Source organism: Bacillus sp. JJ783 (genome assembly GCF_036963225.1).
In the GTDB taxonomy this organism is placed as follows: Bacteria; Bacillota; Bacilli; order Bacillales; family Bacillaceae_G; genus Bacillus_A; species Bacillus_A cereus_U.
Map to the genome: position 1 here is coordinate 1 of NZ_JBALMG010000060.1, position 9,482 is coordinate 9,482.

Consider the following 9,482-nt stretch of genomic DNA (forward strand, 5'->3'; position numbering starts at 1 on the left):
ATATTATTGGTAACATATAGGACAGTTTGTAAAATTACTTAAGAGTAAATAACAGTGGAGTGATGGAACTTGGTGAGAAAAGTAGAATGGCAATTTGCTGATGAAGCTGTAAATGAAGATCTTGTGAGAGAGATTAGTAATAAAATAGGTTTTAAATTTCCAATTGATTATATAAAATGTGTAGCTGTAAATAATGGTGCCAATGTAGAGCCAGAATTATTTAATGTGAATAATCACGAAAGAGTTTTCGGTACTTTATTATCTTTTAATGAAAATAGTGATGAATATATAGTTGATGTATATAGTGACTTTATTGATACATTGCCTAAAGAATTATTTCCTTTTGCATTTGACCCAGCAGGAAATTTAATTTGCTTTGATTATAAAAATCATGAAGAAAATCCGATTGTTGTCTTTTGGGAACACGAGGGGGCATGGGAAAAGGAAACATTGATGGCAAGCGAAGGGATTACGGCTGAGGAAGCAGAGGAAGTAGCGAGGGGAAATGTATTTTTTGTGGCTTATAATTTTACGGAGTTTTTAAATAAGTTACATGATTAATAGAGGATTAAAATAAAAGAATTTTCTTGTAAGTGGTGTTATTTATTCGTGAGGTCCCCTTGTTAATAAATAATAGTAACATCGAAGACTTAATTTAGGTAAACACAATAAGTACAAATTTGAAAGGAATAAAAAGTGTATGGATACAATTCATTTTTTGAGTGAAGTAGACATGATTTGAGAAGAAGTTAGATCGTAAAAAAGAAATATTAAAGAAGGTTGTGAGATGAAAATTACATATAAGCAGTGGGCGATAAAAAAGCATTAAAGGATAAGATAGATGAGAAACGGGTGTTAACAGGGACAATGTGTATTTTATATAGATTAAAAGGGGTAGTATAATGAGAGTGTGGAAAATTATTGGTAATTCTAATTTTGATCAATTAGAGTGTGAGAATGAGGAAGGGCAAGAAATTTTTAATAACTATTTTCAAGGTCAATCAGTAATTAATACGTGGAATCCATTGCAAATGAAATTATCAAATAAGGGAGAAGTATCTGATTTATTAAGTGAAATACCACTTATTTTTACAAAAGCAGCGATAGAAGTAGTATTTGATTTAATAAAAAGGAAAGTTGAAGTTCTTCCGCTTGTTCATGAAGGATATGAATGCTATGCAATACATGTATTAAACGTATTGGCATGTATTGATTATAAAAATGCGAAACCTGATGATTTTGGTGGATTCGACAAATTTGCTTTTATTGCAGATGAAATTAAAGGGGAACATATTTTTTGTACACTGAATACAAAGCATAAATACGGAGATTTTCCAATTGTATCTGTACAAACATTCGTATCAGACGAATTTAAAGATCGTGTTGTAGAAAGTGAATTAAAGGGGTTTAATTTTCGGTTAGTATGGGAATCCGATGAGAAAAATAATGAACAAACAATAGAAAATAACCCAATGATACGCCCGACATCAATTGAAGATTATAAATTACATATTCAGCAACATTATGGTCAAATTACGAATCATATAGAAGCAAATACAAAAATAATTACTAATATAGAATTATATAATGTCGGTCCAAATGAAACAGTAGATTACAATACAGTAATAACATATCGAAATAGCTATTTCCGTATGCCTATTTCATCAAGTGTAGATAGTGGTTATGCAGAACTTGTCATGCACCTGCCAAAGGATTGGGAAGTAGCAACATCTGCTTTGGCTAGTGCGGAATACGGTTGGCCCTTGCGTTTTTTACGGGAATTTGGGGAAGCGGTAAGGAAAAATGGTTATGAATTAGGCCAGTGGCTTGTATTTCCAAATCAGTCAGCGGGACAGATGTATGAAGCTCAATCAGTTGAAGGGAAATGGGATTCAAATACACCGTTTTATCCATATAGTAAAGAGACGGAATTTTCTGGTGTTATGGTTGTACCACCGTTGCCACAATGTTCGGATGCATTTAAAATGGAATTTCGTGAAGATGGTAAAAAAATAGAGGGTGACTGGCCGATCTATTTCCATACTCTATTACCATTATATAAAGAGGAAATCCAATGTTATTTCAAAGATGGATTGGATACGTTATTACAAAAATTACTGAAAAATGGTGTTGAAGCAGCATGTGATTTTAATCGAGAGAATACGTGTAAATAAGGTAGGAACTATTGAAAGGATTCATAGCGAAAAAGCAATAAGAATCGCTATATAACTTTATTATTAGTATTAAGGAGAATATACATGAAGCCTAATTATTTTTCAATTGCTAATAATCCAGTATGAAATGAAATCTTATTAGGTGTTAGTGGAAAGGATATGGCATGGAAATAAAAAAAGAGTTAGAGCGGTATTTTAAAGAACTTATGAATGTATGGGAGACAAAGTATGGAACATATCCTAAAGTACCGTGGGATGCAGAAATGGATCCTTTATTATATTTAAGTAATCCAGATGAAGAAGGATATGTATATTGGAAACCTGTTGAGAAAAATAAGATAGATAATTTTATAGAAATTCAGAAAGAACTTAGTATGAATATTCACGATGCGATAAAAGAATACTTTAATTCTTATTGGTTCTTAGACATACAAGGCTTTTACGGTATAAGATTAGTTACCCTTGAACCTGTGGAACCGAATAAATCTATAGTAGAATTTATTCGAATAATGAAACGATATGAAGAGAGTCAAGGGAGAGAATTTAGGTATATACAGATAGGTTTTGTCTCTCCGGAAGATATGGCTCTTATTTTTGACAATGAAACAGGACAAATATTAATAGAAAACTTTGAAACAGAAGAAAAAGAGTTTTTTGCTAATTCGCTTGTTGAGTTGATAAACAATTTAACAGTGGAACAAAGATAACAATATGATATGCAGGAGGATAAAAATGATCTCACCTCAAGATTTTTTAGTGAATTGGAATAAAGAAATATACGGTTTAATTCATTATGATGAAAAAATCATTCACTCATTTTCCTTCTCGAAAGAAACGAAAGGCTTCTTAATTAAAGCAGGTTTTCCGGAGTCTGCTCCGCCATTTCTTACATTTGAATCTTCAAATAACGGTGGCGGGATAAGGTTGAGCGAGATACATAATGAATTAGGTACGATGTATTATAAGTTTATATACTTTGGATTTACTGGTAGTGGAAACCCAATTTGTATTGATGAATCTAAATCACAACTCGTATATATAGATTATGACAATGAAAATAAAGTTGTTCTTATAAATAGTACGATAGAGAAGTTTGCAGAAGCTTTACTTGTCTATGTAGAGTTTATAAAAGAAGTAAAGGCTGCCAATGGAAGAAAAGCTTATTTTGAGAAAAATATACCTAAAGGTTTGGTAGAGTGGATTTCTAGTGCCCTTCAAAAAATTGATGCAGTTGCTTTAACAGAAGGATGTTTTTGGACAGAGGAAATAGGGAGTTTTAGTGAATAAGTGTAGATAATAATAGATGGTATTTTTTTATGTGGAAAAAATAAAAAAACAACTAGTAGCCCAACTAAATCTTAAAAGATATAAACACGTCAAGAAGGTGAAAGAATGATACTACCAGAGGATTTTCGAGAGAAATGGGATGTTAATAAAGATGGCCCACTTACTACATTTCATGAAAAAGAATTAATGGACAAAAATTTTTCTGATGAAGTGAAGAGGTTTTTGTCTATAGGAGGCTTACCAGAAACACCGTCACCATATTTAGAGTTTACTTCATCTCAGTCTTTCATAAGGTCTATTACAAATGTATTTCATATGCCAGAAGAGTTTCAAAAATATTGGTTTTTAGGAACAACAAGTTCTGGAGATCCAATTTGTATAATTGAAAAACAAGAAAATATAGTATTTCTAAATAATAGTGATGAGTATAAAGAAGTGTTTATGAATTCTTCTATACATCAATTTGCAGAATGTTTATTAGTATATTCAAAAATTATCGATAAGGCAGTAGAAATAAATGGTGAGGATGCCTTTATCGATAATAATATACCAGAGTGTACAATAAGTTGGTTGAAGGAAGAGTTGAAAAAAATTGATGATAAGTGTATGGAAAAGGCTTCTTTTTGGTTGATTGAAATTGAGAACTTATATGAATAATTGAAAGTGAAAAAGGGGGATATTCCGGTATTTTTATAGTTAGTAAAAAGTTATTTTAAAAGGAGTATGTTGGGTGAATCATAGACGCAAGAAAAAGAAACCGAAACAAATAAGAAAAGAAGCTGTTCAGATAAAACCGATAGTAGAAGAAGCAAAAACACTAAAGAAGAGTAGCAACAAGTTGGTTGATATTCTCCTTGGTATTCTTCTTTTCCCAATTCTTATATGGGCGGTCTTGGAAGGTTCTACAACACAAGTAAGCAAAGGAAAGACTTTCCTTATTATCGTTTTCTTTATCTTAATTGCAATAGTGTTATCTATGATAGGAAACAAATAAAGGGGGAGTTCAGATGTTTAAGAAGAAGGAGAAAAAAAACATTTATGTTAGACTTGTTAACACACAAGGGGAAATCATTCGAGAGTTTGATTGTACAGAAAAAGACTTGCGAAAAGTAAAAGAAAATGGTGCTGAAATTCGTTTGGTTGGAGATAACTCATATGAGATGGTAGCAACCGATGAACAATTAGAAAAACTAGCAAGAGCCGAAGCAGAAATCGAAGCAGAAATTAAGGCATGGGAAGACGCTTTAAATGAGAGTTTGGATGAACGCGAAGAAAGAGAAGCAAGACAGAAGGAATTGAAAGAAAAGAATAAATGGAGTACAAAGAAGAAAGTGATCGTATTTGGACTGATATTCTTTGTATTTATCGGATTACCTATTATCGAGGGGTATCAGAATAGTAAACTAGTTGAAGAAGGTACATCATTAAATGCAGAAATTGTAGGTAGGCATGTAGAAAAGGAATTCATGTTTACACACCCAACATTAGTAGTTGAGGTAGACGGTAAAAAGCATAATGTATGGGTAAGTGAAGAGACATATAACGGAGCAGAGTGGTTAGGTAGACTAAAAGTCATCAAAACAAAAGATGGTAAAGTTGAGAAAGACCCTAGATATGAGGGCGAAGACTTAATCACGAGTTATTAAGGGACTAGATAAGATTCCTATAGGGTAGAAGGAAATGGTTCACTAGTTGTTTTAAATAATGTAAGTGTAAAGGTTGAATTGGAGGAATTCGAACGTGGGTTGTTTATAGAGGTTTCGAATAGTTTAAATGAGTTAATATCTAGTTTGAGGATACAAAAATAGTAAAGTGAAGAATGTTTATATGAATTATAGACCGGCTAGATGGGAGTGGAAAAGTGGAATATAGTGGAATGGTTTCAGTTTGGTTTTGAATTTCTAAATCACTCCAAAACCTTGAGGAGTATGTCGATATAGATTACAAGATAGATGGTGATTCAGTTCATTCAAAGTTTGGGACGAGCTTTGAATTCGGTTATTATGATGAAGATAATATTGAATTTTGTTTTTATGAGAATAATAAAAGGGACGTTGAACATATTTTAAATGATTTTTCTTATAGTGAACGAATTATTCCTAAAATAAAAAAGCTAATAAATGGAGATAGTTTAGCGAAAGATATTAACTTTGCTATTGTTCTTTATGATTTTAAATATAATGAAGCGAAAAGCGAAGATATGTTTGATGGTTTAGAGGTTACATTTATTGGTTCTATGTCATACAGGTAGTTTGTGTAGGGAGCGGTAAATTCATTTCATAAACACATGGATAAACCTTGTAAAGGAGGGATACAAATGCATGCTTTGCCAAATCGTTTAGAAGAAGTTTTGGAAGAAGATATATATAAACGGGAAGATAAAGATCAGGTGAATGAAGTAATAAATAGGTTAGGTGTAGAAGTGTCTAATACATTTAGAGAGTTTTATTATCGATTTGCAGGACCTTTTTGGGAAGAGTACGTTCCTTATGAATTACTTGATATTATAGATGAAGAGAATAATATAGAATATTACACAATGATTGCTCGAAAGGAACATGGATTTCCTAATAAGTATTTAGTTTTAACGGAAATGACAGCAAATGCTGCATTGGTACTTAATAGTGTAACTGATAAAGTTTACTCAGTAAATTTTGAAGGTGGAGATGAATTACTTTTAAATGGAGAATTAAAGGAGAGTTGGCCAACGTTTTATGTGTTTTTGAAAGAATATTTCAAATGTTAAGTGTTGATGGGAGTTAACAATAAGCAGGGACACCTTAGTAATAAGTGTGAGAGGAATGACGGATAAATGAGAGTGAACGATTCAGTTTTTGGAGAGATTGAATATAATTATGCTTGGGCTAAGTGTATGCCTATAACTTTTATAGGTAATGTAACTGAGATTGATTTGATGATAGATGGTGAAGAAGATGGGATGTTTGATGAAGGGCAGTATGTAGCGTATCAATCATTAATAAAAAATTGGGAAGAGGTACAAATGAGTTTACTACAGTCTATATTAGACTATTACAAACAAAGGCGATGTGAATTAGGATATGATGTTGGAGTGCGAGAAAATTATCCATTAGTTGAAACAACTGATCAAATACTAGAGATGATCGGTTTAGAGGGGATTGTTGTTCCGTATGCAGATATTATGGGGGGAAGAGAGATTGGAATTACATTTAAGTGTACGTGGGATATAGAAAATGGTGTAGGAGTTCGTTTATTAAATGAAAAGGTAGTTGAAGTAGGGTATCAGGATATTACTTTTTAATTTAAATACGTCTCAACAAACGCCTGTATATCACTTTGAAAATAAAATAGCTGATTCACTGATGGGATTTATGATAAAGATCAATCGGGACAGTGAATATTTTGAAGATGAAAAAAGGTATCAATCTTTATCGGATTGACACCCTAATACGAAGTTTTTTTAACACCTTACATATTTACGTTTGAAACCAAGTCTGCCTCTATCAAGTTCTTTCTGGATACTTTCGTGAGCATTTAGTAAACTGCTTTTTTTCTTATCACGTTTTACTTCAACTATACCAACTTTTTTTGCAGTTTCAACTGCCTGTTCGTGTAGTGGTACATATGAAATTGCGACAGTGTTTAGAAAATTATTCATAGCGGATTTTGTTCGTTCTGGCGAATCATGAATTGTATTTTTCACCATTTCAAGCATATCGGAAATTTTGCTTTCGGAAAACTCATTGTCTTTACGATTTCCTAAAAGCCAACAGTAGCAACTCCATCCTGCTGACATTCTCAGCTCATCCCCACTTTTAATCCATCTATCAGCAACATCTTGTGCAATATTTGACTCGGATAAAGTTACTGCCACCACATAATCAGACAGCATATAAAAATACGCCCCGTCTATCCAGCGATCAAAATCTGACTCACTCATAGCTTTTGGATCTGCAATAATACCTGCAAAGTACATAGCATCGTAGTTACCTGTGGAGTAAAGTTCCTCAGCTAAATCTTGATTTACTTTTATTTTCTTAGCAATTGGTTTCATAGCGCCTGTAGCCGCGCCGAAAACTGGCTCATGTGCACCGTTAGATATGTATATTTTTTTTGTTCGTTCCTTACCGAGGGCTTCAAGCTCTTGCATAACTGTTTTAAAGTCCATAGCTGTGCACGTCCTTCCTTAATATAAAAACCTTTTTAAGTGTAATTATCTAGTTTACAAGTCTTTCATACTTCTCAATTTTAATACTAATTGTATTCAGGAGGTATGTCTATTTTCTAAAGTTCATCGAAACTTGGTCTGATTTTTGAATGAAATAAATTACATTTTATTGCAAATAAAAACAGAGCTAATCGAGAGGATGGTATAATATAGAAAAAAGTGGATGGTAAAAATAAAATAGGGGGAAGTCGATTGGAAAAAGAACTGAATAGGTTATATAGAGAGATAGCGGAAACGGTTAATGACATGATTCCGGAAGGGTGGGAGGGATTTTATTTTTATGCTCAAATATCAGAAACGGGAGGGGGAACTTACTTTTTCTATAACACCATCAGAAGTGAAAAAAAGTATACATATAGTGTGGAAATTCCTTTTAAATATGAAATTGATGAAATTGAATTTGAAAGAAAAGAAGATTCTTTATATAGATTGAGTAAAGAATTAAGAAATGTTTTCAAAGATAATCAGCAAGAACTTTGGTACGCCTTTACGATGTCGCTTGAACATAGTGGGAAATTTAACATGCATTTCGATTATACAAATTGGTTCGATACAGAATATAGTTTTAGTGATCAGATGATTATTTGGAAATATAAATACTTAGGAGAATTACCAATTGATGAAAATGATAAAGTCTTAATCAAGAAGTATGATAGTGAATTTCTGAATAATCCCATTTAACTGAATGGAAAGAAGAAATGCTTTTTTATAAAAATCATGAGTTTTAAATTGGTCGATAAGTTACAAAGCTATTTCTACAAGATAATAATTAAAGGGGAAGTAGAATGGATAAGATTCAAATTGCGAAAAGAATGAGAGATTCCATAAAGAGTGGTCAATTGGACACGTTAAGAGATTTACTTGAGAAAGAGCCTAAGATGTTGGAATATGTGACGCCATTTGGTACGTGGTTACATGTAGCGACAGCGCATGGACAGTTAGAAATAATAGAGTACTTAATCAATTCAGGAATTAATATTCATGCAAAGTGTGGGACTTTTTCTACAAATGCACTTGAAAGAGCTGCTACGAAAGGATATCTACATATTGCAGAGTATCTCATTAAACACCAAGTTGAAATAGACACTAGTGAGCCGGATCGAAATCCTCTGTTTGCTGCAATATATAGTGGTCATTTTGAAATTGTTAAATTGCTAGTTATGAATGGTATAGATATCACGATAAAATACTCCGGTAATAATATGAAAGATATGGATGCTTATACATTTGCTGTTGAAAGAGGAGAAATGAAAATTGCCGATTATTTAAAGCGTAATTTGAATGAGAAAGTATAATATTTTAATAATGGAGGACGCCATTGATGGAAGTACATGGAATGGTTTCAATTTGGTTAGGTAATATGAAAACGCAAGATCAGTTAGATACATACATGGATGTTACGTATGATGAAGAAGGAGACTCTATACCAGCAAAGTTTTTTGTTGATTTTAATATTGATATGATTGATGTAGATGAGGATTTTATTGAAAAGGAAGTGTTAGAAGAGGCGAGTGATGATATTTTTGTGTTATTAACGGGATGTTCATATGATGATAAAATACTTTCTCGAATTAAGGAAGAAGTTAAATTAAAGAAATCCTATAATTCTATCGTATTAATTTATAATTTTCAGTATGACAATGCCGTTAGTAATTTTGAAGGCTTTGATTTTGTAACTGCTACAAGCTATCTATAGTTGTGAGAAAATCATAGTAAGGTAAGGAAGAATAAAAAATGAATATGTATAGTTTTTCCAATGAATATTTGGTATGATGGTGAATGGGAAAAATATACATATTGTTAATGGTTAATAG

Annotated in this window: 14 protein-coding genes and 1 pseudogene; 14 read left to right on the plus strand and 1 reads right to left on the minus strand. The window is 32.2% G+C overall.

All coding sequences use genetic code 11. The annotated features are described in order from the left end of the window. The first annotated feature begins 72 nt into the window (after window positions 1-72). The 11 genes and pseudogenes from V7038_RS13800 (at window position 73) to V7038_RS13850 (ending at window position 6,741) form a co-directional block, all read left to right on the plus strand. Window positions 73-561 (plus strand): SMI1/KNR4 family protein, encoded by a 489-nt coding sequence (locus tag V7038_RS13800; protein WP_033714800.1) that lies wholly within the window; start codon window positions 73-75, stop codon window positions 559-561. A 341-nt stretch (window positions 562-902) separates the two neighbouring features. Next, window positions 903-2,174 (plus strand): suppressor of fused domain protein, encoded by a 1,272-nt coding sequence (locus V7038_RS13805; protein ID WP_335470543.1) that lies wholly within the window; start codon window positions 903-905, stop codon window positions 2,172-2,174. Between the two features lie 164 nt (window positions 2,175-2,338). Then, window positions 2,339-2,881: a SecY-interacting protein Syd gene (locus V7038_RS13810; RefSeq protein ID WP_002110750.1), complete on the plus strand. Its 543-nt coding sequence runs from the start codon at window positions 2,339-2,341 to the stop codon at window positions 2,879-2,881. Window positions 2,882-2,906: 25 nt separating this feature from the next. Further along, on the plus strand, window positions 2,907-3,461 hold the full coding sequence (locus tag V7038_RS13815) for an SUKH-4 family immunity protein (protein ID WP_002110749.1): 555 nt from the start codon (window positions 2,907-2,909) through the stop codon (window positions 3,459-3,461). Window positions 3,462-3,566: 105 nt separating this feature from the next. Next, entirely contained in the window at window positions 3,567-4,118 is a 552-nt protein-coding gene (locus V7038_RS13820) for an SUKH-4 family immunity protein (protein ID WP_335470547.1), read from the plus strand. A gap of 73 nt (window positions 4,119-4,191) precedes the next feature. Further along, window positions 4,192-4,455 carry a hypothetical protein gene (locus tag V7038_RS13825; RefSeq protein ID WP_002110747.1) on the plus strand — a complete coding sequence of 88 codons (264 nt, stop codon included), beginning with the start codon at window positions 4,192-4,194 and terminating at the stop codon, window positions 4,453-4,455. 13 nt (window positions 4,456-4,468) lie between these two features. Beyond that, complete coding sequence (locus tag V7038_RS13830; RefSeq protein WP_002110746.1) at window positions 4,469-5,107, plus strand: hypothetical protein; 639 nt, start codon at window positions 4,469-4,471, stop codon at window positions 5,105-5,107. A 4-nt stretch (window positions 5,108-5,111) separates the two neighbouring features. Beyond that, window positions 5,112-5,269: pseudogene (locus V7038_RS13835) on the plus strand (SecY-interacting protein Syd); the annotation flags it as partial. 89 nt (window positions 5,270-5,358) lie between these two features. Continuing rightward, window positions 5,359-5,712, plus strand: a complete 354-nt coding sequence (locus V7038_RS13840; RefSeq protein WP_335470555.1) for an immunity 22 family protein — start codon at window positions 5,359-5,361, stop codon at window positions 5,710-5,712. Between the two features lie 66 nt (window positions 5,713-5,778). Then, window positions 5,779-6,207 carry an SMI1/KNR4 family protein gene (locus tag V7038_RS13845; protein ID WP_335470550.1) on the plus strand — a complete coding sequence of 143 codons (429 nt, stop codon included), beginning with the start codon at window positions 5,779-5,781 and terminating at the stop codon, window positions 6,205-6,207. A 66-nt stretch (window positions 6,208-6,273) separates the two neighbouring features. Continuing rightward, entirely contained in the window at window positions 6,274-6,741 is a 468-nt protein-coding gene (locus tag V7038_RS13850) for a DUF6985 domain-containing protein (protein WP_335470552.1), read from the plus strand. Window positions 6,742-6,900: 159 nt separating this feature from the next. Here V7038_RS13850 and V7038_RS13855 read toward each other — a convergent pair whose 3' ends face one another. Further along, the gene (locus tag V7038_RS13855) at window positions 6,901-7,608 is read right to left on the minus strand and encodes a DNA alkylation repair protein (protein WP_070128756.1); all 708 of its coding nucleotides are present in this window, start codon (window positions 7,606-7,608) and stop codon (window positions 6,901-6,903) included. A 252-nt stretch (window positions 7,609-7,860) separates the two neighbouring features. Here V7038_RS13855 and V7038_RS13860 point away from each other — a divergent pair, with 252 nt between their 5' ends. From V7038_RS13860 to V7038_RS13870, 3 genes are all read left to right on the plus strand, one after another. Next, the gene (locus tag V7038_RS13860; protein WP_002110741.1) at window positions 7,861-8,349 is read left to right on the plus strand and encodes an antitoxin YezG family protein; all 489 of its coding nucleotides are present in this window, start codon (window positions 7,861-7,863) and stop codon (window positions 8,347-8,349) included. A gap of 104 nt (window positions 8,350-8,453) precedes the next feature. Further along, window positions 8,454-8,963 (plus strand): ankyrin repeat domain-containing protein, encoded by a 510-nt coding sequence (locus V7038_RS13865; protein WP_002110740.1) that lies wholly within the window; start codon window positions 8,454-8,456, stop codon window positions 8,961-8,963. A gap of 26 nt (window positions 8,964-8,989) precedes the next feature. Continuing rightward, a complete protein-coding gene (locus V7038_RS13870; RefSeq protein WP_002110739.1) occupies window positions 8,990-9,364 on the plus strand; it encodes an immunity 22 family protein in 375 nt (124 codons plus the stop codon). Window positions 9,365-9,482: the final 118 nt, after the last annotated feature.